This is a genomic window from Belnapia mucosa (assembly GCF_016775475.1).
GTDB lineage: Bacteria > Pseudomonadota > Alphaproteobacteria > Acetobacterales > Acetobacteraceae > Belnapia > Belnapia mucosa.
This window is the reverse complement of record NZ_JAEUXJ010000002.1, coordinates 627,780-650,113: the sequence shown is the minus strand read 5'-3', so window position 1 is coordinate 650,113 and position 22,334 is coordinate 627,780. Positions and strand designations below refer to the sequence as shown.

Annotated in this window: 22 protein-coding genes; 2 read left to right on the top strand and 20 right to left on the bottom strand. The window is 67.1% G+C overall.

Features of this window, described 5'->3' with window-relative positions; genetic code table 11:
• Position 1 precedes the first annotated feature (1 nt).
• The gene (locus JMJ55_RS07710; RefSeq protein ID WP_202824917.1) at positions 2-877 is read left to right on the top strand and encodes a DMT family transporter; all 876 of its coding nucleotides are present in this window, start codon (positions 2-4) and stop codon (positions 875-877) included.
• 82 nt (positions 878-959) lie between these two features.
• Positions 960-1,367 carry a hypothetical protein gene (locus tag JMJ55_RS07705; protein ID WP_202824916.1) on the top strand — a complete coding sequence of 136 codons (408 nt, stop codon included), beginning with the start codon at positions 960-962 and terminating at the stop codon, positions 1,365-1,367.
• Positions 1,368-1,371: 4 nt separating this feature from the next.
• Here the strand turns inward: JMJ55_RS07705 and JMJ55_RS07700 are convergent, their stop codons facing one another.
• The 20 genes from JMJ55_RS07700 to JMJ55_RS07605 form a co-directional block, all read right to left on the bottom strand.
• Positions 1,372-2,052: an ABC transporter ATP-binding protein gene (locus JMJ55_RS07700; RefSeq protein ID WP_202824915.1), complete on the bottom strand. Its 681-nt coding sequence runs from the start codon at positions 2,050-2,052 to the stop codon at positions 1,372-1,374.
• Positions 2,045-3,301, bottom strand: a complete 1,257-nt coding sequence (locus tag JMJ55_RS07695; protein WP_202824914.1) for a lipoprotein-releasing ABC transporter permease subunit — start codon at positions 3,299-3,301, stop codon at positions 2,045-2,047. Before JMJ55_RS07695 ends, JMJ55_RS07700 begins: the two co-directional genes overlap by 8 nt.
• 8 nt (positions 3,302-3,309) lie before the next feature.
• Positions 3,310-4,620 (bottom strand): proline--tRNA ligase, encoded by a 1,311-nt coding sequence (gene proS / locus JMJ55_RS07690; protein WP_202824913.1) that lies wholly within the window; start codon positions 4,618-4,620, stop codon positions 3,310-3,312.
• Positions 4,621-5,023: 403 nt separating this feature from the next.
• Positions 5,024-5,284 carry a DUF1467 family protein gene (locus tag JMJ55_RS07685; protein WP_202824912.1) on the bottom strand — a complete coding sequence of 87 codons (261 nt, stop codon included), beginning with the start codon at positions 5,282-5,284 and terminating at the stop codon, positions 5,024-5,026.
• A gap of 76 nt (positions 5,285-5,360) precedes the next feature.
• A complete protein-coding gene (locus JMJ55_RS07680) occupies positions 5,361-7,031 on the bottom strand; it encodes a ribonuclease J (RefSeq protein ID WP_202824911.1) in 1,671 nt (556 codons plus the stop codon).
• Positions 7,032-7,220: 189 nt separating this feature from the next.
• Positions 7,221-7,949: a biotin--[acetyl-CoA-carboxylase] ligase gene (locus JMJ55_RS07675; RefSeq protein ID WP_202824910.1), complete on the bottom strand. Its 729-nt coding sequence runs from the start codon at positions 7,947-7,949 to the stop codon at positions 7,221-7,223.
• The gene (gene nuoN, locus JMJ55_RS07670; RefSeq protein WP_202824909.1) at positions 7,946-9,367 is read right to left on the bottom strand and encodes an NADH-quinone oxidoreductase subunit NuoN; all 1,422 of its coding nucleotides are present in this window, start codon (positions 9,365-9,367) and stop codon (positions 7,946-7,948) included. The genes JMJ55_RS07675 and nuoN overlap by 4 nt, the downstream gene beginning before the upstream one ends.
• 4 nt (positions 9,368-9,371) lie before the next feature.
• On the bottom strand, positions 9,372-10,883 hold the full coding sequence (locus JMJ55_RS07665) for an NADH-quinone oxidoreductase subunit M (RefSeq protein ID WP_202824908.1): 1,512 nt from the start codon (positions 10,881-10,883) through the stop codon (positions 9,372-9,374).
• A gap of 2 nt (positions 10,884-10,885) precedes the next feature.
• Positions 10,886-12,874, bottom strand: a complete 1,989-nt coding sequence (gene nuoL / locus JMJ55_RS07660) for an NADH-quinone oxidoreductase subunit L (protein WP_202824907.1) — start codon at positions 12,872-12,874, stop codon at positions 10,886-10,888.
• 3 nt (positions 12,875-12,877) lie between these two features.
• Positions 12,878-13,204 (bottom strand): NADH-quinone oxidoreductase subunit NuoK, encoded by a 327-nt coding sequence (gene nuoK / locus JMJ55_RS07655; RefSeq protein ID WP_328702582.1) that lies wholly within the window; start codon positions 13,202-13,204, stop codon positions 12,878-12,880.
• Positions 13,188-13,877 carry an NADH-quinone oxidoreductase subunit J gene (locus JMJ55_RS07650; RefSeq protein WP_202824906.1) on the bottom strand — a complete coding sequence of 230 codons (690 nt, stop codon included), beginning with the start codon at positions 13,875-13,877 and terminating at the stop codon, positions 13,188-13,190. Before JMJ55_RS07650 ends, nuoK begins: the two co-directional genes overlap by 17 nt.
• Before the next feature lie 13 nt (positions 13,878-13,890).
• Positions 13,891-14,379: an NADH-quinone oxidoreductase subunit NuoI gene (gene nuoI, locus JMJ55_RS07645; RefSeq protein WP_202824905.1), complete on the bottom strand. Its 489-nt coding sequence runs from the start codon at positions 14,377-14,379 to the stop codon at positions 13,891-13,893.
• 12 nt (positions 14,380-14,391) lie between these two features.
• Positions 14,392-15,402: an NADH-quinone oxidoreductase subunit NuoH gene (gene nuoH, locus JMJ55_RS07640; RefSeq protein WP_202824904.1), complete on the bottom strand. Its 1,011-nt coding sequence runs from the start codon at positions 15,400-15,402 to the stop codon at positions 14,392-14,394.
• Between the two features lie 6 nt (positions 15,403-15,408).
• A complete protein-coding gene (gene nuoG, locus JMJ55_RS07635) occupies positions 15,409-17,412 on the bottom strand; it encodes an NADH-quinone oxidoreductase subunit NuoG (RefSeq protein WP_202824903.1) in 2,004 nt (667 codons plus the stop codon).
• Between the two features lie 4 nt (positions 17,413-17,416).
• Positions 17,417-18,721, bottom strand: coding sequence for an NADH-quinone oxidoreductase subunit NuoF (gene nuoF / locus JMJ55_RS07630; RefSeq protein WP_202824902.1), 1,305 nt, complete (start codon positions 18,719-18,721; stop codon positions 17,417-17,419).
• Between the two features lie 4 nt (positions 18,722-18,725).
• Complete coding sequence (locus JMJ55_RS07625; protein WP_236033465.1) at positions 18,726-19,361, bottom strand: complex I 24 kDa subunit family protein; 636 nt, start codon at positions 19,359-19,361, stop codon at positions 18,726-18,728.
• Positions 19,361-20,575, bottom strand: coding sequence for an NADH-quinone oxidoreductase subunit D (locus JMJ55_RS07620; RefSeq protein ID WP_236033523.1), 1,215 nt, complete (start codon positions 20,573-20,575; stop codon positions 19,361-19,363). The genes JMJ55_RS07625 and JMJ55_RS07620 overlap by 1 nt, the downstream gene beginning before the upstream one ends.
• Before the next feature lie 62 nt (positions 20,576-20,637).
• Positions 20,638-21,255, bottom strand: coding sequence for an NADH-quinone oxidoreductase subunit C (locus JMJ55_RS07615; RefSeq protein ID WP_328702581.1), 618 nt, complete (start codon positions 21,253-21,255; stop codon positions 20,638-20,640).
• Positions 21,248-21,805 carry a NuoB/complex I 20 kDa subunit family protein gene (locus JMJ55_RS07610; RefSeq protein ID WP_202824901.1) on the bottom strand — a complete coding sequence of 186 codons (558 nt, stop codon included), beginning with the start codon at positions 21,803-21,805 and terminating at the stop codon, positions 21,248-21,250. The genes JMJ55_RS07615 and JMJ55_RS07610 overlap by 8 nt, the downstream gene beginning before the upstream one ends.
• Before the next feature lie 28 nt (positions 21,806-21,833).
• Positions 21,834-22,202 carry an NADH-quinone oxidoreductase subunit A gene (locus JMJ55_RS07605; RefSeq protein WP_202824900.1) on the bottom strand — a complete coding sequence of 123 codons (369 nt, stop codon included), beginning with the start codon at positions 22,200-22,202 and terminating at the stop codon, positions 21,834-21,836.
• Positions 22,203-22,334 lie beyond the last annotated feature (132 nt).

Here is a 22,334-nt window from a genome sequence, read left to right as displayed (position 1 = left end):
GATGCCGGAACAGCCCAGCCGTGCCGTGGTCCTCGCCGGCATCCTCGCCATGGTCATGTTCAGCGCCAATTTCGCCGCCTCCGGCCATGCGCTGGCGGCGGGGCTTTCGGTGCCGGATCTGGTCCTCATCCGCTATGGCGTGGCGGGGCCGCTCTTCCTCGCCCTGCTGGCGCGACTGGGACTCGGGGGGCTGTCCTGGGGGCGGGCGGCGGTGCTCGCCGCGCTGGCCGGGGCGCCCTATTTCCTGCTGACCGCGGCGGCGCTGCGTTTCGCCCCGGCCGTGCATGCCTCCATCCTCAATCCCGGCGGGACGATGATCTTCGCCCCGCTGCTGGCCTGGTGGCTGCTGCGGACCCCGCCGGAGACGGGCGTGCGGATCGGCCTGCCGGTGATCGCCCTCGGCCTGCTGCTGATCGGCGGGGCGGGCTTCGGCGAGGGCGGCGGGCAGGCCTGGATCGGCGACCTGATGGTGGTGGCCAGCGGCTTCAACTGGGCGCTCTACGGCGTGCTGATGCGGCGCTGGGGCGTCAGCGGGCTGCGGGCGGCGGCGGTGATCGGCGCCTTCTCGCTCGCCTGGGTGCCCATCCACCTGCTGATCCTCGGCCCCGGCGGGCTGATGGCGCATCCAGCAGAGGCGCTGCGCCAGGGCATATATCAGGGCCTCATCGCCGGCGGCATCGCGGTGGTGCTCTATAGCCGCGCCGTGGTGGCGATGGGCCCGGCGCGAGCGGCGCTGCTGCCGCCCCTGGTGCCGGCGCTCGGCGTGCTCTGGGCCTGGCTGCTGCTCGGCGAGCAGGTCACGCCGATGCAGGTGGCCGGCATGGTGCTGGTGATTGCCGGCATGCTCTGCGGCGCCCTGTGGCGGCGCGACAAATGAGACAATTTTGCGTATACGATGCGATGCAACCATCGCGCATCTGCGGCAGATTGCGCCCCCGATCACGACCGGAGGAATCGCGATGTCCCGTATGCCTGTCCTGTTCCTGGCCTCGGCCGCGCTCTGCCTGGTGACGGGCACCGCACTCGGCATCGCCATGGGCATCGCGCATGATTTCCACCTGGCGCCGGTGCATGCCCATCTCAATCTGGTCGGCTGGACCACGCTAGCGCTGATGGGGCTGAGCTACCGCGCCTGGCCGCAGCTCTCCGAATCCCGCATCCTGGCGCCGCTGCAATTCGCGCTCTCGGCCGGGGCGGCAGTGGCCTTCCCCTTCGGAATCTACCTCTCGATCGAGCATGAGACGCCGGGCCTGGCGATCGGCGCCGCACTCGTCTTCTTCGCCGGCACGTTGCTCTTCCTCGGCCGGCTGCTGCCGATGCTGCTCGGGCGGTCGCCTGCCCCGGCGCGGCTGGTCGCGGCCGAATAGGCCTTTAGCCGGGCACCACCCGCCCATCCCGCAGCGTCACCACCCGGTCCATCCGCGCCGCGAGGGCCGGGTTGTGGGTGGCGATCAGCGCCGCCACGCCCTGGCCGCGCACCGATGCCAGCAGCTCCTCGAAGACCAGGTCCGAGGTGCCGACATCGAGGTTCCCGGTCGGCTCATCGGCCAGCAGGATGCGCGGCCCATTGGCCAGCGCCCTTGCGATGGCGACGCGCTGCTGCTCGCCGCCCGAGAGCCGGCCCGGCCGGTGATGCTCCCGGCCAGAAAGGCCGAAGCTGCCGAGGAGCTGCCGCGCCCGCTCCCGCGCCGCGGTGCGGGCGATGCCATTGGCCATCTGCGGCAGCACCACATTCTCCTCCGCCGTGAATTCCGGCAGCAGGTGGTGGAACTGGTAGACGAAGCCGATGGCGGTGCGGCGGATGGCGGTGCGCGCATCGTCCGACAGCGTGCCGGCGGCGCGGCCGGCGACGAAGACCTCGCCCGCATCCGGCCGCTCCAGCAGCCCCGCCAGATGCAGCAGGGTCGATTTCCCGGTGCCGGAGGGTGCGACCAGCGCCACGATCTCCCCGGCCTCCAACCGCAGCTCGGCGCCGGTCAGCACCGTCAGCTCCCCGGCCTCGGTGCGGAAGCGGCGGGCCACGCCCTCCAGCCGCAGCGGCGCCTCACTCATTGCGCAGCGCCTCCACCGGGTCGAGCCGTGCCGCGCGCCAACTCGGATAGAGCGTCGCGAGCAGCGACAGGCCGAGCCCCATCAGCACCGTCTGCACCACCTCATGCGGATCGACCACGGCCGGGAGCTGAGACAGGAAATAGACCTCCGGGCTGAACAGCTCCGTCCCGGTCAGCGCTTGCAGCGCCTCGCGGATGCTCTCGATGTTGAGGCAGAAGACGAGGCCGAGGGCGAAGCCGATCAGCGTGCCCATGACGCCGACTGAGGCGCCGCAGAGCAGGAAGATGCGCATGATCGCGCCGCTCGTCGCACCCATCGTCCGCAGGATGGCGATGTCGCGCCCCTTGTCCTTCACCAGCATGATCAGCGAGCTGACGATGTTGAAGGCGGCGACGATGATGATGAGGGTCAGGATCAGGAACATCACATTCCGCTCGACCTGCACCGCATTGAAGAAGCTGCTATTGGCATCCTGCCAATCGACGATGCGGACCGGCTGCTGCTGGCCGAGGGCGCGGCGGATCTCGAGATTCACGCCCCGCACCCGCGTCGGGTCGTTGACGAAGACCTCGACCTGCGTCGCCGCATCGCCGGTCTGGAAGAACAGCTGCGCGGCGGCCATGGGCAGGTAGACGAAGCTGCTGTCGTATTCGTTCATGCCGACATTGAACAGCGCCACCACCCGATAGGCCCGGACGCGCGGCAGGGTGCCGAGCACGGTGGTGCGCCCCTGCGGCGAGACCAGGGTGATGCGGTCCCCGACCCCGACCCGCATCTTGCTGGCAAGGCCGGTGCCGATGACGATGCTGTCCTCGCCGTCGAATTCCGCGAGGGACCCGCGGCGGATATTGTTGGCGATGATCGCCTTGGACCGCAGATCCTCTGCCTTGATGCCGCGGGCGAGGCCGCCCGAGGCGCCGCCCTGTTCGCTGGTCAGCAACACCTGGCCCTCGACGATCGGGGTCGCGGCCGTCACGCCTGGCACGCGGCGGATCGCCTCCGCCACCGGATCATAGTTGCGGACCGGTCCGCCATCGGCGGCAAAGACGCCCATATGGCCGTTGAGGCCGAGGATACGGCCCAGCAATTCCTGCCGGAAGCCGTTCATCACGCTCATCACGATGATCAGCGTTGCGACGCCGAGGGCGATGCCGACCAGCGAGAAGATGGCGATGACGGAGACGAAGCGCTCGCCCTTCCGGGCGCGCAGATAGCGGAAGGCGACGGCGCGCTCGAAGGCGTTGAACATGATGGCGTTCAGGCGCCCCGGATGCGGGCGATGGCATCCTCGAGCGACAGCTCCTCCCGCTCGCCGGTCGCGCGCCGCTTCAGCTCCACCTTGCCGGCGGCCGCGCCGCGAGGACCGACGATCGCCTGCCAGGGATAGCCCATGAGGTCGGCATCGGCGAATTTGACGCCCGCGCGTTCCGGCCGGTCGTCATAGACGGCATCGGCCTCGAAGGCGGCATAGAGCTTGTCGCAGAGCGCATCCGTTGCCGCATCGCCCTGCTTCAGGTTCAGCACCGCGAGGCGGAAGGGCGCCACGGCCTCGGGCCATTTGATGCCGGCCTCATCGTGGTTTGCCTCGATGATGGCGCCGACCAGGCGGGAGACGCCGATGCCGTAGCTGCCCATCTCGGGCGCCACCGGCTTGCCGTCCGGGCCCTGGACCTGGAGGCCCATGGAGGCGCTGTACTTCGTGCCGAAATAGAAGATATGGCCGATCTCGATCCCCCGCGCCGAGACCTGGCGTTCGGCCGGGATAGCATTCCAGGCCGCCTCGTCATGCTTCTCGTCGGTGGCGGCGTAGCGGCTGGTCCAGAAATCGACGATGGGCGAGAGGTCGCCCTCGTAGTCAGGCGCCTGGCCGAGCACGTCGAAATCGAGCAGGTCGCGGTGGAGATAGACCTGGCTCTCCCCGGTCTCGGCGAGGATCAGGAATTCATGGGAGAGGTTGCCGCCGATCGGGCCGGTATCGGCCTGCATCGGGATGGCCTTCAGCCCCATCCGGGCGAAGGTCCGCAGATAGGCCACGAACATCTGCCTATAGCTGCGCTGCGCGCCGGCATAGTCGAGGTCGAAGCTATAGGCATCCTTCATCAGGAATTCGCGGCCGCGCATAACGCCGAAGCGGGGGCGCACCTCGTCCCGGAATTTCCACTGGATGTGGTAGAGGTTGCGCGGCAGGTCGCGGTAGCTCTTGGCGTAGGTGCGGAAGATATCCGTCACCATCTCCTCGTTGGTCGGGCCGTAGAGCATCTCGCGGTCGTGCCGGTCCTTGAGGCGCAGCATCTCCGGCCCGTAGGCGTCGTAGCGGCCGGATTGCCGCCAGAGATCGGCGGTCTGGATCGTCGGCATCAGGATTTCCTGGGCGCCGGCGCGGTCCTGCTCCTCGCGGACGATCTGCTCGACCTTCTGCAGCACCCGCCAGCCGAGCGGCAGCCAGGCATAGATGCCGGCGCTGGTCTGCCGCACCATGCCCGCACGCAGCATCAGCCGGTGCGAGGCGATCTGCGCATCGGCCGGGGTTTCCTTCAGGGTCGGCAGGAAGGCGCGGGAGAGACGCAAGGCGGGCTCCTGGTCTGGGCGAGGGCGCCGGAGACTAGTCGCAGGCTGCCGGCTCCGCCAGGGCCCCGATTTACGCCGCTTTGCAGCAATTTTCTTTCGATGTTGCGGTGCAAAACGCACGATCTCTAAAGAAATTTCCGCATCCGCGTCGGTTTCGGCTTGCCCCGCCGCTTCCGCTCCGCTAGACGAAAAAAAGGGCCGCGCCCTGAGGCACGGCCCGAGTTTAGGGAGGAAACGCCAGTCACACGGCAGAAAGAGGACCAACCCTCTTCCTGTCAGTATGTTGGCGCGGGGGACCAACGCGGCACAATCGCAATCGATGCCGCGAAAGCTGAAAAAAGTGGCTCCCAAACACGTTCCGCACAAACAAGAAGCGACACCGGCTTAAAAGCCGGAAAGTCGCCTATTTTTCTGGCATCGCCAGCAAGCCGCTCCGGAAGCTCAGCCAGTCGCTGGTGATGAGCGCATAGGCTCCGAACCACAGAACCGTCGAGACCAGGGTGGTGATCAGCACCTTCCGCCAGAGTCGCGGCTCCTGCGGAGCCCCGCGCCAGCCGCTTTGCGAGTCGCCCTCGGCGACCGGTTGCGTGCCGATGGGCAGCACCGCGAAGAGCACCACCCACCAGATCAGGAAATAGACGACGGTCCCGCTGACCCAACCCATCAGCCCAGCCCCCATGGCGTGAACGCCGCCGGCCAGAAGGGCCGACGGCGTGACTCACATCGATCGAGAATGCGGTCTAGACCCGCAGCAGATGGATCTCGACATTCGGCCGCTTGCGCAGCCGGCGGCCGACCGCCCGCCGCAGCACGCTCCGCGCCGCCTCGCGCAGGGCATCGTCCTCCCGCCGCAGCGTGCTCGGCAACTCGCCCACCGCCCGGGCGAGTTCGGCCGCGAGTTGGGCGCTGTCATCCTCCCCGCCATCGAAGAGGCCGGGGGCCGAGACCTGCGGCGTGCCGAGCACCCGCCCAGTTCCGTCCACTGCGAGGGAGGCGATGACCACCCCATTGAACAGCATTCGCTTCCGGGCCGAGAGCACCCCGCCGGTGAGTGGCAACAGCCGTCCGTTATCGACCGCGAGCCGTCCGGTCGGCACCCCCTCCACCACATCCGGCCGGCCGGGGGAGAGGCGCAGCACATCGCCATCCTCGACCAGGATCGGGGTCGCCCCGAGCTCCCGCGCCAGGGCGGCATGTTCCGAGAGATGGCGCCATTCGCCATGCACCGGCACCGCATATTTCGGCCGCACCAGCCCATAGAGACGTCGCAGCTCATCCCGCGCGGGATGGCCGGAGACATGGACCATATGGTCGTCCGCCGTCAGCACCCGGCAGCCGCGGCGGGCCAGCGCATCCTGCATCTGCAGGATGCCCCGCTCATTCCCGGGGATCATGCGGGAGGAGAAGATGACCGTATCCCCCTCCCCCAGCGCGATCGCCGGATGGGTATCGGCGCCGATCTTGGCGAGCGCCGAGCGCGGCTCCCCCTGGCTGCCAGTGCAGATGATGAGGAGGTTGTCGTCCGGAATATAGCCGGCCTCATCCTCCGAGACGAAGGGCTCGATGGTCTTGAGGTAGCCGCATTCCCGCGCCGCCGCCTCGGCATTGCGGAGCGAACGGCCGAACAGCGCGACCTGCCGGCCCGCCGCCTGGGCGGCCAGCGCGATGCTTTCGACCCGGGCGAGGTTGGTGGCGAAGCAGGTCACCGCGACGCGGCCGCGCAGCCCCTTGATGAGGGCCGCCAGGTTCCGCCGCACCTCGGCCTCCGAGCCCGAATGTCCCTCGACCAGCGCGTTGGTCGAATCGCAGACCATGGCCAGCACGCCTTCATCGCCGAGCGCGTCGAAGGCGGCCTCGTCGGTCGGCGGGCCGATCAGCGGCTCCGGATCTAGCTTCCAGTCGCCAGTATGCAGCACCAGGCCGTGGCGGGTGCGGATCGCCACCGCCTGCGCCTCCGGCACCGAATGGGCGACGCGGAGGAACTGGCATTCGAAGGGCTTGAGGGAGAGGTTGCCGCTGAGCGGCACCACATGCACCTTCGCTTCCCCGGCCAGCCCCGCCTCGCCCAGCTTGCGGCGCAGCACAGCGGCAACGAAGGGCCCGGCATAGATCGGGCAGCGCAGCTGCGGCCAGAGATGTGCGACGGCGCCGACATGATCCTCATGCGCATGGGTGATGATCAGGCCGACCAGCCGGTCCCGCCGCTCGGCGAGCCAGACGGGATCGGGGACCATCACATCGACCTCGGGCATTTCCGGCCCGCCGAAGCCGATGCCGCAATCGATGGCCAGCAGGCGTCCGTCGCAACGATAGACATTGAGATTCATGCCGATCTCGCCGGTCCCGCCGAGCGGGATGAAGGCTAGATCGTCGGCCGCATCGGGTACGGCCGAAGCCAGGACATCGTTCATTGCCACCTTCCAGGGCGGGTCGCATGGACCTGGCCCTGGCCTTTCATGTCATATCGATCCCCTCCGTGCCCGGCGGTCAGCTCGCCGCCCCGATGCGGAGATCTGGTTCAACCGGAAACGCAGAGCGAAGTTGGTTGAAAGATGGGGGCCAGCCGGCCTTAAGCCAACAGGCGGGGCGCCGCATGGGCGTCATCCCGCCGCGACTTCGCCGGCGCGGATGGTGTGCCGCACCCCGTCCTGGTCCAGCAACAGCCCGCCATCCTCGGCCAGCCCGGCGAAGGCGCCGCCCGGGATTGGCCCGTCCCGCAGGGTGATCGGCGCGCCGGGGGCCGGGCCATGGGCCATCCAGGCGGCGCGCACCGGGCCGAACCCCTCGGCCGCCCGGCGCCGGGACCAATGATCCAGCCGGGCAAGGAGACGGGCGGCGAATTCCTCCGGCGGCTCGGCCGCGCCGAGGCAGGCGGTCGGCCGGTCCGGCAGCGAGGGCGCATGGGCGAGGTTGACCCCGAAGCCGAGCCCCAGCCAGGACAGCCCGCCATCCGGCGCCAGTGCCGTCTCGGCCAGGATGCCGGCGCATTTGGCGCCGTGGCGGAGCATGTCGTTCGGCCATTTCAGCCGCAGCGCCGCCGGGTCCGGATCGATCGCGGCCGCCGCCTCGATCAGCGCGAGGCCGGCCAGGAGCGACCATTGCGGCGCCTCCCGCGCGGACCCGCCGGGACGCAGCAGCACCGAGAGATAGAGATTGCCCAAGGGCGGCGAGGCCCAGGCGCGGCCGGCCCGGCCTCGTCCGGCGGTCTGCTGCCGCGCCAGGACGGCGAGCCCGCCGGGCTCGCCCGCCTCCGCCGCGGTGGCGATGCGGTCCGCGGTGCTGGGCAGGGTGGCATGGACTTCCAGCCGCCAGCCCGGTGGCAGGCTCACCCCAGCAAGGCCGCGGCCGCGGCCTGCGCCGCCGCCAGCAGCGGTGCCGGGAACAGGCCGAAGAGCAGGGTGAAGAGGCCGGTGCCGGCCATGACGATGGTCAGGCTGGCCGGCGCCCGGTCCAGCGCGCCCGCCGGCTGGTCGAAGAACATCACCTTCACCACCCGCAGATAGTAATAGGCCGAGACCACGCTGGTCAGCACACCAACCACAGCCAGCGTCCAGAACCCGCCCTGCACCGCGGCGAGGAAGACGTAGAGCTTGCTGAAGAAGCCGGCGAGCGGCGGGATGCCGGCCATCGAGAACATGAAGGCCGCCATCCACAGCGCCATGCCGAGATCGGTGCGGGCGAGGCCCGCGAGATCCTCGACCTGCTCCACCGCACGGCCCTGGCGGCGCATGGCGACCAGCACGGCGAAGGCGCCGACATTCATGAAGACATAGATCGCCATGTAGAACAGCAGGCCGCGCAGCCCGGTATCGCTGCCGACGGCGAGGCCCATCAGCGCATAGCCGACATGGCCGATGGAGGAATAGGCCATCAGCCGCTTCAGGTTGATCTGGCCGATGGCGGCGAAGCTGCCGAGGATCATTGAGCCGAAGGAGATCAGCAGGATGACCTGCTGCCATTGCGCGGCGAGGTCGCCGAAGGGGCCGAGCAGCACGCGGGTGAGCAGGGCAATCGCCGCGACCTTGGGAGCGGAGGCGAAATAGGCCGTCACCGGCGTCGGCGCGCCTTCGTAGACGTCGGGCGTCCACATATGAAAGGGCACGGCCGAGACCTTGAAGGCGAGGCCGGCGATGACGAAGACCACGCCGACGATCACCCCGGCCGAGACACCCTGCGCGGCCGAGAAGGCATCCGCCAGCCGGTCGAAATTGGTCGTGCCGGCGAAGCCATAGACCAATGTGGTGCCATAGAGCAGCAGGCCGGAGGCCAGTGCGCCGAGGACGAAATACTTCAGCCCCGCCTCGGAGGAGCGGGCATTGTCGCGGTTGAAGGCGGCGATGACATAGAGCGGCAGGGACAGCAGCTCGAGCCCCAGATAGAGCGCCATCAGGTCGTTGGCGGAGATCATGACCATCGCGCCGAGGCTGGCGAAGAGCACCAGCACCGGGAATTCGAAGCGGCCAAGCCCCTCCTTCTCATTGAAATCGATCGAGAGCAGCAAGCCGAGCGCTGCGGCGCCAAGCGCCAGGATCTTCATGAAGCCGCTGAAGGCATCGGCGACGTAATGGCCGCCGAGGGCCGTGCCCTCCCCCTGGCCGAGCACCAGCACCGCGGTCACCAGCAGGGCGCCGATGGCGCCCATGGTGATGGGAAAGAAGGTCTCCTGCTTCGGGATCACGCCGGCCAGCAGCAGCACGAGGCCGCTGCAGGCGAGCACGAGTTCCGGCAGGGCAAGGGTCCAGGACATCGGCTTACATTCCCGCCAGGCGGCTGAGGTTCAGCGCAGCCTCGTGCCGCGCCACCAGCGCGGCGACGCTGGCTTCGAAGAAGGAGAGGAAGGGCTGCGGATAGATGCCCATCCAGAGCGTGAGTGCGATCAGCGGCGCAAAGACCGCATATTCCCGCGGGCTGAGATCGAGCAGCGCGCGCAGGTCATCCCGCGTGATCCGCCCGAAGGCGACCCGCCGGTAGAGATAGAGCATATAGGCAGCGCCCAGGATCATGCCGAGCGCCGCGCCGAAGGCGACCCAGGGATTCACCCGCCAGGCGCCGACGATCACCAGGAACTCGCCAACGAAATTGGCGAGGCCAGGCAGGCCGACCGACGCCATGGTGAAGAGCATGAAGACCAGCGCATAGGCCGGCATGATCTTGGCGACGCCGCCATAGCGCAGGATCTCGCGGCTATGGACCCGGTCATAGAGCACGCCGACGCAGAGGAAGAGCGCGCCGGAGACCACGCCATGCGCCAGCATGGTGAAGAGCGCGCCGGACAGCCCCTGCTGGTTGAAGGTGAAGATGCCGATCGTGACGATGCCCATATGGGCGACCGAGCTATAGGCGATCAGCTTCTTCATATCCTCCTGCGCCAGCGCCACCAGCGAGGTGTAGACCACGGCGACGACCGAGAGGGCGAAGATCAGCGGCGCGAATTCCGCCGAGGCCTCGGGCAGTAGCGGCAAGGTGAAGCGCAGGAAGCCATAGGCTCCCATCTTCAGCAGCACGCCGGCCAGGATGACGGAACCGGCGGTCGGTGCCTCCACATGCGCATCCGGCAGCCAGGTATGCACCGGCCACATCGGCACCTTCACCGCGAAGCTGGCGAGGAAGGCGAAGAAGATCCAGGCCTGGGCCGAGCGGGGGATCTGCAGCTCGAACAGCGCCGGGACGTCGGTGGTGCCGGCCGTGTACCAGAGATAGAGGATCGCCAGCAGCATCAGCACGCTGCCGAGCAGGGTGTAGAGGAAGAATTTGAAGGCGGCATAGACCCGCCTCGCCCCGCCCCAGACCCCGATGATGAGGAACATCGGGATCAACACCGCCTCGAAGAAGATGTAGAAGACGATGAAGTCCAGCGCGCAGAACATGCCGACCATCATCGTCTCGAGGACGAGGAAGGCGACCATGTATTCCCGCACCCGGGCCGTGACCGACTCCCAGGATGCAAGGATGCAGAGCGGCGTCAGCGCGGTCGAGAGCAGGACGAACAGCACCGAGATGCCATCGACGCCCATATGGTAGCCGACCCCGAATTCCGGCAGCCAGGCCAGCTTTTCCTCGAACTGGAAGGCAGCCGAGGAGGTGTCGAAGCGCGCCCAGAGGATCAGGCTGAGCAGAAAGACGATCAGGCTGGTCCAGAGCGCGGTCCAGCGGGCATTGCGGGCGACGACAGCCTCCTCCCCCCGGATCGAGAGGATGACCGCCGACCCCACCAGCGGCAGGAAGGTCAGCAGCGAGAGCAGCGGAAAACCGGCGGCGTTCATTCTCAGCGCCCGATCAGGAAGAGGGTGACGAAGAGGACGAGGCCGATGATCATGGCGAAGGCGTAATTCGCCACCCGCCCGGTCTGAATGCGCACCGCGCCGCGGGCACCGGCCGCGGCCAGGCTGGCCACGCCATTCGGCATGCCGTCGATGATACGTGCATCGCCGACCTTCCAGAACCGCTCGGCCAAGCGTCGCGCGGGCCTGACGAAGAGGAAGTCATAGAGCTCGTCGAAATACCATTTCTTCAGCAGGAAGCCGTAGAGCCCGCCAGGATTCGGCTCGGTCTGTTGCTCCTCGCCTTCGGCCGGGATCAGCGGCAGGCGGCGGACGAGCTGCGGCCGGGCACTGAACATCTGTGCCAGCCGCGTCGGCAGGCCCGGTGCCGCCATGTACATGACATAGGCCAGGGCGATGCCGGCGATGCCCATGACGGTCGGCGCCAGCGGCACCCATTCCGGAACTTCATGCATGGCGTGCAGGATGTGGTTGTGCTCGCCGTTGAAGATCGCGCCGTTCCAGAATTCATGCGCGTGCTCGCCGACGAAGAAGGGGGCGAAGACCGCGCCGGTCAGCACCGCACCCACGGCGAGGAGCAGCAGCGGGATCAGCATCACCGCCGGGCTCTCATGCACATGTTCCATGGTGTGATGATCCGCCCGCGGCTTGCCGTGGAAGGTCAGGATCAGCAAACGCCAGGAATAGAAGGCGGTGAGGAAGGCGGCCAGCATGCCGCAGACCCAGGCATAGGCGCCGACGCCGCTATGGGCGGCGTAAGCGGCCTCCAGGATCGCGTCTTTGGAATAGTAGCCGGCGAAGAAGGGGATGCCGGCCAGCGCCAGGTTGCCGATCCACATCACCACATAGGTGACCGGGATCTTGGTCCAGATGCCGCCCATCTTCCGGATGTCCTGCTCGTCAGACATCGCGTGGATCACGCTGCCGGCGCCAAGGAAGAGCAGCGCCTTGAAGAAGGCGTGGGTAAACAGATGGAAGACCGAGACCTGATAGGCCCCGACCCCGGCCGCGAAGAACATGTAGCCAAGCTGCGAGCAGGTCGAATAGGCGATGATGCGCTTGATGTCGTTCTGCACGCAGCCGATCGTCGCGGCAAACAGCGCCGTCGAGGCACCGACGACGGTGACGATGGCCAGCGCCACCGGCGCATATTCCATCAGCGGCGACATGCGGGCCATGAGGAAGACGCCGGCCGTCACCATGGTCGCCGCATGGATCAGGGCCGAGACGGGCGTCGGCCCCTCCATCGCATCCGGCAGCCAGGTATGCAGCCCGAGCTGTGCCGACTTGCCACAGGCGCCGAGGAAGAGCAGCACGCCGATCAGCTCGATCGCGGGCAGGCCGGCGAAGCGGTCATTCGCGTGCTGGGCGACCGCCGGGAAGATCGTGTCGAATTCGATGCTGCCGAAGGTGAAGAAGGTCAGCGCCAAGCCAAGCATGAAGAACACGTCGCCGACACGGTTGACGATGAAGGCCTTCATCGCCGCGCGGTTCGCGCTCTCGCGGTCGTACCAGTAGCCGATCAGCAGGTAGGAGGCGAGGCCGACGCCCTCCCAGCCGAAGAAGAGCTGGGCGAGGTTGTCCGCTGTCACCAGCATCAGCATCATGAAGGTGAAGAGGCTGAGATAGGCGAAGAACCGCGTCGGCGTCGCGTCATGCGACATATAGCCGACCGAATAGAGATGGATCAGCGTCGAGATGAAGGTGACCATCGCCACCATCACCACGCTGAGCGTGTCGTAGCGGAGCGCCCAGGAAATCTCGAGCCCGCCGACATCCATCCAGGTCAGCAGCGGCACCGTCGCCGGCTGGCTGTCCATGGCGACATGGGCGAAGGCAAGGCTGCCGCAAACGGCGGCCAGGGCCATGCAGATCACGGTCGCCCATTGGGCCAGCTTGTCGCCAAGCCAGCGGCCGAGGAATCCGCTGAGGCATGCCCCGAGCAGAGGGAAGAAGATCGCGCCGACGAACATGGCCTAGCCTTTCAGCGTCGAGATATCCTCGACCTCGATGCTGCCGCGGTTGCGGAAGTAGATAACGACGATGGCGAGCCCGATCGCCGCCTCGGCCGCTGCCACGGTGAGGACGAACATGGCGAAGACCTGGCCGTTCAGGTCGTTCAGCCAGGAGGAGAAGGCGACGAAGTTGAGGTTCACCGAGAGCAGGATCAGCTCCACGCTCATCAGGATGACGATGACGTTCTTCCGGTTGAGGAAGATGCCGAAGATGCCAAGCACCAGCAGGATGGCGCTGACGGTCAGGTAATGGGCGAGGCCGATCGTCATCTCAGTGGTGCCCCCCATGGCCATGCCCGGCCTCATGCGTGACCTTCGGCTTCTCGGCCTCCGGCTCGGGCGGCCGGCGGATGCCGAGGGTGGCGATGCCGGCGCCGCTCGGCACCTTCTCCAGCAGGACGGAGCCGCTGCGGTTGACCTGGGCCGCAATGTTCTGCCGCCGCGTCCCGGGGCGCTGGCGATGCGTCAGCACGATGGCGCCGATCATCGCCACCAGCAGGATCAGGCCGGCGGTCTGGAACAGGTAGACATAATCCGTATAGATCACCCGCCCGAGCGCCTGGGCATTGGTGACATCGCCCGTGATGGGCGCCAGCCGCAGATCCTCCGCCTGGTCGGCGAAGCTCCAGCTCCCGACCACCAGCAGCAGCTCGAGGAAGAGGATGCCGCCGATCACGGCGCCGACCGGGGCGTAGCGCTGGAAGCCCTCGCGCAGCCGCGCGAAGTCGATATCCAGCATCATCACCACGAAGAGGAAGAGCACCGCGACCGCGCCGACATAGACGATGACCAGGGTCATCGCCAGGAACTCCGCCCCCGCGATGAGGAAGAGCGCCGCGGCGTTGAAGAAGGCGAGGATCAGGAACAGCACGCTATGGACGGGGTTGCGTGCTGTGACCACCATGACCGCAGAAGCGATCAGGATGGCCGCGAAGAGGTAGAAGGCGAGCGCGGCGATCATCGGGGCTTCCGCTTCAGCGATAGGGGGCGTCGAGTTCGAGCCGCTTGGCCAGCTCCGGCTCCCACCGGTCGCCATTCGCCAGCAGCCGGGCCTTGTCGTAGAGCAGCTCCTCGCGGGTCTCGACGCTGAACTCGAAATTCGGACCCTCGACGATGGCATCCACCGGGCAGGCTTCCTCGCACATGCCGCAATAGATGCATTTCGTCATGTCGATGTCGTAGCGCGTGGTGCGGCGGCTGCCATCCTCGCGCGGCTCGGCCTCGATGGTGATGGCGAGCGCCGGGCAGACCGCCTCGCAGAGCTTGCAGGCGATGCACCGCTCCTCACCATTCGGGTAGCGGCGCAGCGCGTGCTCTCCCTTGAAGCGCGGGCTGAGAGCGCCCTTCTCATAGGGATAGTTGATGGTGACCTTGGGCTTGAAGAAATACTTCAAGGTCAGCGCCATGCCCGAGACCAGCTCGGAGAGCAGCATGCTGCGGGCAGCGCGGTCGAGGCTTGCCATAGCGGGATATCCTTAGGCCGGGAGCCAGCCGGTGAGCTTCAGCACCGCCGCCGTCAGCACCAGCCAGACCAGACTGAAAGGCAGGAAGACCTTCCAGCCCAGCCGCATCAGCTGGTCGTAGCGGTAGCGCGGAAAGGTCGCCCGCACCCAGATGAAGACGAAAAGCAGCAGCGCGATCTTCAGCGCGAACCAGACGAAGCCCGGGATCCAGGTGAAGGGCACCACATGCACCGGCGGATACCAGCCCCCCAGGAACAGGATGGTGGTCAGCGCCGACATCAGGATCATGTTCGCGTATTCGCCGAGGAAGAACAGCGCGAAGGACATGCTGCTGTATTCGACGAAGAAGCCGGCCACCAGCTCGCTCTCGCCCTCCGGCAGGTCGAAGGGCGCGCGGTTGGTCTCGGCCAAAGCGCTAATGAAGAAGATGATGAACATGGGGAAGAGCGGGATGAAGAACCACACCCGCTCCTGCGCCCGCACCACATCGGACAGGTTCAACGAGCCGACGCAGAGCAGTACGGTCACGATGACGAAGCCGATCGAGACCTCGTAGCTGACCATCTGTGCCGCGGAGCGCAGCGCGCCTAGGAAGGCGTATTTCGAGTTGCTGGCCCAGCCGGCGATGATGATGCCGTAGACGCCGAGCGAGCTGACGGCGAAGAGGTAGAGGATGCCGACATTGATATCGGCAATCGCCCAGCCATCCTGCACCGGGATCACCGCCCAGGCGATCATCGCCAGCATGAAGAGCAGCATCGGCGCCAGGATGAAGAGGACGCGATTGGCCCCGGAGGGGATGATCGTCTCCTTCATCAGCATCTTCAGCGCATCGGCGAAGGGCTGCAGCAAGCCGAAGGGGCCGACGACATTCGGCCCCCGCCGCAGCTGCATCGCCGCCAGCACCTTGCGCTCGGCGAGCGTCAGATATGCGACGGCGATCAGCACCGGCACCAGCAGGGCCAGGGTCTGCGCCACCGTGATGGCGAGGATGCCGATGGGCGAGGCGAGGAAACCATCCATGCCCGCTTACTCCGCCGCCTGGGGCAGGTAGGTCCGCGCGCATTCCGCCATGGTGGCGGAAGCGCGGCTGATCGGATCCGCCTGCCAGTAATTCGCAACCGGCGGCAGGAAGGCCGCCTCCGAGACGCCGCCGGCATCGCCCGCGGGCCCGGCGGTATCGGTGCAGCCATGCGGCTCGAAGCCGGGGCCGGCGAGGACCGGGTTCGCCTCGGCCAGTCGCGCCCGCACCCCGGCGAGGGAGTCATAGGGCAGCCGCACGCCCAGCACCTCGCTCGCGGCGCGGAGGATCTTCCAATCCTCCCGCGCCTCGCCCGGCGGATAGACCGCGAGACGGCCGCGCTGCACCCGACCCTCGGTATTCACCCAGGTCGCGTCCTTCTCGGTATAGGCCGCGCCGGGCAGGATCACATCGGCCCGGGCCGCGCCGGCCTCGCCGTGATGGCCCTGGAAGATGACGAAGGCCCCGTCCGGCACGCCGACCGGTTCCGCGCCGAGCAGCCAGACTGCGCCGATATCCGCCGGGATCCCGGTGGTGAAGCCGAGATCAAGCGGCGCCACCTGGCCACCGAAGTGGTGCAGCAGGTTGAAGCCGTGCCAGTCGGGTTGGAGCATCCCGTTCTGCGCCGCCACCTGCCAGGCCGCGGCCAGGACCGACGCGCCATCCGGCCGTGCCAGGGCGCCGCGGCCAAGGATCAGCATCGGCCGCTTCGCCGCCCGCAGCACCTCATTGAAGCGATGCTGGCCGCCGATCAGGGCGTTGAGGACCGCACCCCCCTCCCCCAGCCAATCCTGCGCATAGGTCAGATTCAGTCCACGCGGACCGATGAAGCCGACCGGGATGCCGCCCGTCGCCACCCGCTTGCGAATGCGGGCATTGATCACCGGGGAGTCCAGCCGCGGATTGCTGCCGATGATCAGCAGCGCATCCGCCTCCTCGATCCCGGCGATGCCGGTATTGAAGGTGTAGAAATCCCGCCGCGAGGCATCGATCGCCGCGCCATCGGTGCGGCATTCGAGATGGTTGCTGCCCAGTGCCGCCATCAGGTCGCGCAGCGCCACGGCGGCCTCGGCATCCACCAGCTCGCCCGCCACGGCGCCGATCTTGCGGCCCTTGATGCCGGCGGCGATGGCGGTGAAAGCCTCGGCCCAGCTCGCCGGATGCAGCTTGCCGTTCTTCCGCACCCAGGGCCGGTCCAGCCGGCGCCGCTTCAGCCCATCGAAGGCGAAGCGGCCGCGATCGGCCATCCACTCCTCGTTCACGTCGTCATTGGTGCGCGGCAGGATGCGCAGCACCTCGCCAGCGCGGGCATCGACGCGGATATTGGTCCCCGTGGCGTCCAGCACGTCCACGCTGTCGGTCTTCCGCAGCTCCCAGGGCCGGGTGACATAGGCATAGGGACGTGAGGTGAGCGCGCCGACCGGGCAGATATCGATCAGATTGCCGGAAAGCTCGGTTGTCAGCGCCTTCTCGACATAGGTGCCGATTTCCATGTTCTCGCCGCGATTCGTCGCGCCGAGTTCCGGCACGCCGGCAACCTCGGTGGCGAACCGCACGCAGCGGGTGCACTGGATGCACCGGTTCATGATCGTCTTGACCAGCGGGCCGAGATACTTGTCCTTCACCGCGCGCTTCTCTTCGCGGTAACGGCTGGCATCGCCGCCGAAGGCCATGGCCTGGTCCTGCAGGTCGCACTCGCCGCCCTGGTCGCAGATCGGGCAATCCAGCGGGTGGTTGATCAGCAGGAATTCCATGACGCCGCGGCGGCCGTTGCGGACCATCGGGCTGTCGGTGAAGACCTTCATCCCATCCGCCACCGGATAGGCGCAGGAGGCGATGGGCTTCGGCGCCTTCTCCACCTCGACCAGGCACATCCGGCAATTGCCGGCGACGCTCAGTCGCTCATGGTAGCAGAAGCGCGGGATTTCCTTGCCCGCGGCCTCGCAGGCCTGGAGGACGGAGACGCCGTTCGGCACCTCCACCTCGATCCCGTCGACGGTAACCTTCGCCATGGTCCTACTCCGCCGCCAGCGCCATCGGCGCGGCCTTGCCCGCCTTGTAGGCGGCAATGCGTTCTTCCATCATCGGCCGGAAGTGCCGGATCAGGCCCTGCACCGGCCAGACACCGCCATCGGCGAGCGCACAGATCGTGTGCCCCTCGATCTGCCGCGTCACCTGTTCCAGCACATCGATCTCGGCCACCTCGGCGCGGCCTTCGACCATGCGGTCCATCATGCGCTTCACCCAGCCCATGCCCTCGCGGCAGGGGGTGCACTGGCCGCAGCTCTCATGCTTGTAGAAGGTCGAAAGCCGGGCGATCGCCTTGATGAGATCGGTGGACTTGTCCATCACGATCACGCCCGCGGTGCCGAGGCCGGTCTTGTGCTCGCGCAGTGCGTCGAAATCCATCAGCACGTCGTCGCAGACGGCCTTCGGGATCATCGGTGTGGAGCTGCCACCGGGGATGACGGCGAGCAGGTTGTCCCAGCCACCGCGCACGCCACCGGCATGCCGCTCGATCAGCTCCCGCAGCGGGATGCTCATCTCCTCCTCGACATTGCAGGGCTTGTTCACATGGCCCTGGATGCAGAAGATCTTGGTGCCGCTGTTCTTCGGTCGGCCGAAGCCGGCAAACCAGGCGCCGCCACGGCGCAGGATGGTCGGCACCACCGCAATGGTCTCGACATTGTTCACCGTCGAAGGGCAGCCATAGAGCCCGACCGCCGCCGGGAAGGGCGGCTTCAGCCGCGGCATCCCCTTCTTGCCCTCGAGGCTCTCAATCAGCGCCGTCTCTTCGCCACAGATATAGGCGCCGGCGCCGCGATGGACATAGAGATCGAAATCCCAGCCGCTGCCGCAGGCATTCGGGCCGAGCAATCCGGCCGCATAGGCCTCGTCGATCGCCGCCTGCAGCACCAGCTGTTCGTTGTAGTATTCGCCGCGGACATAGATGTAGCCGGCATGCGCGCCCATCGCGACGCCGGCGATCAGGCAGCCCTCGATTAGCGTATGCGGGTCATGCCGCAGGATATCGCGGTCCTTGCAGGTCCCCGGCTCGGACTCGTCCGAATTGACGATCAGGTAGTGCGGCCGGTCGCCCGGCTGCTTCGGCATGAAGGACCATTTGAGGCCGGTCGGGAAGCCGGCGCCGCCACGGCCGCGCAGCCCCGAATTCTTGACCTCCTCGATGATCCAGTCGCGCCCCTTCGCGATCAGCGCGCCGGTGCCATCCCAATGGCCACGGCGACGCGCGGCCGGCAGGCGCCAGTCATGCATCCCGTAGAGATTGGTGAAGATGCGGTCCTTGTCGCTCAGTGCCATCGCATCACTCTCCCGGCACGTCCAGCAGCGTCAGCGGCCCGCCTTCCGGCGCGCTGGTCTGGCGGCCGATGACGGAACCCGGCGCTGGCCGCTCGCCGCGCCGCAGCGCCTCGATCAGCTTGACCGTGCTCTCGTAGTCCATGTCTTCGTAATAGTCGTCATCGACCTGGAGGATCGGCGCATTCACGCAGCCGCCGAGGCATTCGACCTCGGACATGGTGAACATCCCATCCTCGCTGGTCTGGCCATAGCCGCCGACCTTCGCCGTGTCACGGCAGGCGCGCGCAACCTCATCCGAGCCGCGCAGCCAGCAGGGCGTGGTGCCGCAGACCTGGAGGTGGAATTTGCCGATCGGCTTCATGTTAAACATGAAGTAGAAGGTCGCGACCTCATAGACGCGGATCGGCGCCATGCCGAGGCGTTCGGCGACCGCATCCATGCCTTTGTTCGGCACCCAGGCGCTGCCGGTCTGCCGCTTCATCTGCCGCTGCACGACATAAAGAAGCGGGATGACGGCACTCGCCTGCTTGCCCGGCGGGTAGCGCTTCACGATGGTGTCGATCGCCTTCATGCTTTCCTCGTCGAAGGAAAAGCTTTCGGGCTGCGGGAACTCGACCCCGGTGGACATCTCGGCGACCATTAGCGGTCGATCTCCCCGAAAACGATATCGAGCGAGCCGATGATCGCCACCGCATCGGCCAGCATATGCCCCTTCGAGAGCACTTCCATGGCCTGCAGATGCGCGAAGCCCGGCGCCCGGACCTTGCAGCGATAGGGCCGGTTGGTGCCGTCGGCGACCAGATACATGCCGAACTCGCCCTTCGGCGCTTCGGTCACGGTGTAGGTCGCGCCTTCCGGCACGTGGAAGCCCTCGGTGTAGAGCTTGAAGTGGTGGATCAGCGATTCCATCGACCGCTTCATCTCGCCGCGCTTCGGCGGGACGATCTTGTTGTCTAGGATCTTGATCGGGCCCGGCTTCAAGCGTCCGAGGCACTGCTCGACCATGCGCAGGCTCTGCCGCATCTCCATAATGCGGATCAGGTAGCGGTCATAGCAATCGCCCTGGCGACCGACGGGGATGTCGAAATCCAGCTGGTCGTAGATCTCATAAGGCTGCGCCTTGCGCAGATCCCAGGGCACGCCCGAGGCGCGCAGGCAGGGACCGGAGAAGCCCCATTCCATCGCCTGCTCGGCCGTCATCACCCCGATATCGACGGTGCGCTGCTTGAAGATGCGGTTGTTGGTCAGCAGCCCCTCGAGGTCGTCGAGGAATTTCGGGAATTGGGCCGCCCAGGTGGCGATGCGCCCCGGCAGGTCCGCAGGCAGGTCGCGCGCAACGCCGCCCGGCCGGAAGTAGTTGACGTGGTAGTGGCTGCCGCCCGCTGCCTCGTAGAATTCCAGCAGGTGCTCGCGCTGCTCGAAGCCCCAGAGTGCTGGCGTGATGGCGCCGCAATCGAGCGCATAGGTAGTGACGTTGAGCAGGTGGTTCAGGATGCGCGTCAGCTCGGCGAACATGGTGCGGATGACGCGGGCGCGTTCCGGCACGTCCTTCTCGATATGCAGCAGGCGCTCCACCGCCAGCACCCAGCTATGCTCCATGCACATCGGGCTGACGTAATCCAGGCGATCCATATAGGGCATCGCCTGGAGATAGGTCTTGTACTCGACCAGCTTCTCGGTCCCGCGATGCAGCAGGCCGATATGCGGATCGGCGCGCTCCACCATCTCGCCCTTCATCTCGAGGATGAGGCGCAGCACGCCGTGGGCCGCCGGATGCTGCGGGCCGAAATTGATCGTATGGCTGTCGACCTCGACGGTCTTCACCTCATTCGAGGTGCCGGTCGCCGAGGGCATGGTGGCGGGGTCGGCGCTCGTGGCGAGCGGCCCGGCCTCGGAAGCCATGGCAGAGCTGCCGCTCATGACTTGCCTCCCTCGATGCGGTTGAGATGCACCTTCTCGTCGCCGGGCAGCGTGGTCAGGCCTTCCCAGGGCGAGAGGAAATCGAAATTGCGGAAATCCTGCTGCAGCTTCACCGGCTCATAGACCACTTGCTTCCGGTCCTCGTCGTAGCGGACCTCGACATGGCCGGTGAGCGGGAAGTCCTTGCGCAGCGGATGGCCCTCGAAGCCGTAATCGGTCAGCAGCCGGCGCAGGTCGGTCTGACCTTCGAAGACGATGCCATACATGTCCCAGGCCTCGCGCTCATACCAGGTGGCGCAGGGCCAGACGGAGACGATGCTCGGCACTGGCGTCGCCGCATCGGTCGCCACCACCACGCGGATGCGGCGGTTCTGCGACAGGCTGAGCAGGTTGTAGATCACCTCGAAGCGCAGTGGCCGCTCCGGCCAGTCCGTGCCGCAGAGATCCATGAGCTGCTCGAAATGGAATTCGTCGCGCAGCCGGCGCATGGCCTCAACCAGCCCTTCGCGCGGCAGGGTCAGGACCAGCTCGGCCCCGCGCTCGATCGCGGTGCGGGCGCCCGGCAGCGCGGCCACGGCCTCGCCGAGCGCCGTCAATGTCTCGTTCTCAGCCACGCAGGATCGTCCCCGAACGCCGGATCTTCTTCTGCAACTGCATGATGCCGTAGACCAGCCCCTCCGCCGTCGGCGGGCAGCCGGGCACATAGACATCGACCGGCACGATCCGGTCGCAGCCGCGCACCACGCTGTAGGAGTAATGGTAGTAGCCGCCGCCATTGGCGCAGCTGCCCATGGAGATGACCCAGCGCGGTTCCGACATCTGGTCGTAGACCTTGCGCAGCGCGGGGGCCATCTTGTTGGTCAGCGTGCCGGCGACGATCATCACATCCGACTGCCGCGGCGAGCCGCGCGGGATGACGCCGAAGCGGTCGAGGTCGTAGCGCGCCATATAGGCGTGGATCATCGGCACCGCGCAGCAGGCCAGGCCGAAGGTCATCGGCCAGAGGCTGCCCGTGCGGGCCCAATTCACCACCTTGTCGAGGTTGGCGACGACAAAGCCCTTGTCCTCGATCTCGCCAGTGATGCCCTTCACCACCGCGTCCTGCGCCGCGCCGGGCGCCAGATGCTCGCGGTTCCAGGCAATGGTGTCTGTGTTTTCGTTCATGCGGGTCTCCGGTGGCGACGGCGTGCCGTCACTCCCAGTCCAGGGCGCCCTTGCGCCATTCGTAGACGAAGCCGACCGTCAGGACGCCGAGGAAGGCGACCATCGAGAGGAAGCCGAACCAGCCGATCCCGCCCAGCGACACGGCCCAGGGGAAGAGGAAGGCCACTTCCAGGTCGAAGATGATGAACAGGATCGCAACCAGGTAGAAGCGCACGTCGAAGCGCCGCCGCGTGTCGTCGAACGGCTCGAAGCCGCATTCATAGGCGGAGAGCTTCTCGGGGTTCGGCTTCTGCCGGGCCACGAGCAGGCTGCCGCCCACCATCGCCGCGGCGATGCCACCGGCGATGACGAGGAAGACGAGGATCGGGAAATAGTCGGCCAGCAGCGGCTGGGTCATGTTTGCTCCGCCCACAGAGGCGCCTGGGCCGTCATCCTGAGGTCACTCACGGGCCTCGTTCCGACCGTTGCCGCAGCGCAGCGCGGCCGGACATTAGCCCCGGCCCGCCCACTCCGCCATAGGGGGAAACGC

Bases quoted from the DNA above. Each gene is read 5' to 3' on its own strand.
- JMJ55_RS07705 (WP_202824916.1), top strand. From the start codon at position 960: ATGTCCCGTATGCCTGTCCTGTTCCTGGCCTCGGCCGCGCTCTGCCTG.
- nuoN (WP_202824909.1), bottom strand. From the start codon at position 9,367: ATGTCCTGGACCCTTGCCCTGCCGGAACTCGTGCTCGCCTGCAGCGGC.
- JMJ55_RS07710 (WP_202824917.1), top strand. From the start codon at position 2: ATGCCGGAACAGCCCAGCCGTGCCGTGGTCCTCGCCGGCATCCTCGCC.
- nuoG (WP_202824903.1), bottom strand. From the start codon at position 17,412: ATGGCGAAGGTTACCGTCGACGGGATCGAGGTGGAGGTGCCGAACGGC.
- JMJ55_RS07665 (WP_202824908.1), bottom strand. From the start codon at position 10,883: ATGAACGCCGCCGGTTTTCCGCTGCTCTCGCTGCTGACCTTCCTGCCG.
- nuoK (WP_328702582.1), bottom strand. From the start codon at position 13,204: ATGGGGGGCACCACTGAGATGACGATCGGCCTCGCCCATTACCTGACC.
- JMJ55_RS07625 (WP_236033465.1), bottom strand. From the start codon at position 19,361: ATGGTCGCCGAGATGTCCACCGGGGTCGAGTTCCCGCAGCCCGAAAGC.
- JMJ55_RS07680 (WP_202824911.1), bottom strand. From the start codon at position 7,031: ATGAACGATGTCCTGGCTTCGGCCGTACCCGATGCGGCCGACGATCTA.
- JMJ55_RS07650 (WP_202824906.1), bottom strand. From the start codon at position 13,877: ATGATCGCCGCGCTCGCCTTCTACCTCTTCGCGGCCATCCTGATCGCT.
- JMJ55_RS07605 (WP_202824900.1), bottom strand. From the start codon at position 22,202: ATGACCCAGCCGCTGCTGGCCGACTATTTCCCGATCCTCGTCTTCCTC.
- JMJ55_RS07700 (WP_202824915.1), bottom strand. From the start codon at position 2,052: ATGAGTGAGGCGCCGCTGCGGCTGGAGGGCGTGGCCCGCCGCTTCCGC.
- JMJ55_RS07685 (WP_202824912.1), bottom strand. From the start codon at position 5,284: ATGGGTTGGGTCAGCGGGACCGTCGTCTATTTCCTGATCTGGTGGGTG.
- nuoL (WP_202824907.1), bottom strand. From the start codon at position 12,874: ATGTTCGTCGGCGCGATCTTCTTCCCTCTGCTCGGGGCATGCCTCAGC.
- JMJ55_RS07695 (WP_202824914.1), bottom strand. From the start codon at position 3,301: ATGTTCAACGCCTTCGAGCGCGCCGTCGCCTTCCGCTATCTGCGCGCC.
- nuoH (WP_202824904.1), bottom strand. From the start codon at position 15,402: ATGGATGGTTTCCTCGCCTCGCCCATCGGCATCCTCGCCATCACGGTG.
- JMJ55_RS07610 (WP_202824901.1), bottom strand. From the start codon at position 21,805: ATGAACGAAAACACAGACACCATTGCCTGGAACCGCGAGCATCTGGCG.
- nuoF (WP_202824902.1), bottom strand. From the start codon at position 18,721: ATGGCACTGAGCGACAAGGACCGCATCTTCACCAATCTCTACGGGATG.
- JMJ55_RS07620 (WP_236033523.1), bottom strand. From the start codon at position 20,575: ATGCCCTCGGCGACCGGCACCTCGAATGAGGTGAAGACCGTCGAGGTC.
- nuoI (WP_202824905.1), bottom strand. From the start codon at position 14,379: ATGGCAAGCCTCGACCGCGCTGCCCGCAGCATGCTGCTCTCCGAGCTG.